At 59.6% G+C, this 849-nt stretch carries 2 protein-coding genes; both read left to right on the top strand.

Annotation, left to right across the window (positions count from 1 at the left end):
- Window positions 1–282, top strand: a 282-nt coding sequence (locus tag C2R25_RS20600) for a hypothetical protein (RefSeq protein ID WP_158250725.1), incomplete at its 5' end; no start/stop codon positions are given.
- Window positions 269–805, top strand: a complete 537-nt coding sequence (locus C2R25_RS21375) for an HNH endonuclease (protein ID WP_103730793.1) — start codon at window positions 269–271, stop codon at window positions 803–805. The genes C2R25_RS20600 and C2R25_RS21375, both read left to right, overlap by 14 nt.
- Window positions 806–849 lie beyond the last annotated feature (44 nt).

Below are 849 nucleotides of genomic sequence, written 5' to 3'. Positions count from 1 at the left end.
CCGGGGCCTTGGTTCGCTGGCCAGACGCCGTATCAGCGGGACAGTCATCCGGGGCAGCGCTGCATCGGTCTAGCCCTTGAGGAAGACGGTAGCGTTTTTGGGTACCGACTGCATCCGAACGATGACGATGGGTCTTACTTCAACCTCTCTGGATTTTGTTCTGAAGCAGATGCCCGCCTGATCGCCGCTAGCCCGACGATGTACGACTACATCGCCAAGCGAGCACAAGGCGGAGATCAGGAAGCCTCAGATATCATGGAGGCCATCAATGCCTCGCGCTGAAACGCCATACAGTGGCCTAGCCGACACTTGGGGGCGGCAGAATCGTAAGCTCCACAACAAGTCCTGCGCTGAATGCGGCAGCGATTTCCGGCCGAGGCGGGCAGGGGCATCCTACTGCTCTCGTCCTTGTGCGCGCAAAAAGAACGGCGGGCAAAATGTCCAGCTTCAGACTTGGTGGGTCAACAGTAAGGGATACATCGAAGGGCGTGTTCTTACGGCGCAGGGGCACCGGAGGGTCAAGCAGCACCGGTTCGTGATGGAATGTCATCTTGGTCGCCTCCTGCGGGAGGATGAACACGTGCATCACCGCAACGGTGTTAAGTCTGACAACCAGTTGGACAACCTTGAGCTACTGTCCTCCTCGCAGCACACTCGTGAGCACAACTCTGAACGGGTATATCGCCGAGGCTATAAGCTAAACCTGAGCGCCGCCGAGAGGGGCAGGCGTTCGGAGCGAATGGCTCGTCGCCATAGCGATAATCGTGCCGCCGCCCTCGCCAAGGTGGAGGCGCCCCGTGGTTAATTTGCGCGACCTTGTGCGGCAGTTCACCGCCGCCACCGCCGAAG

The organism is Novosphingobium sp. HII-3 (genome assembly GCF_002916655.1).
Lineage (GTDB): Bacteria > Pseudomonadota > Alphaproteobacteria > Sphingomonadales > Sphingomonadaceae > Novosphingobium > Novosphingobium panipatense.
This window is presented reverse-complemented; position numbering and strand designations above follow the sequence as displayed.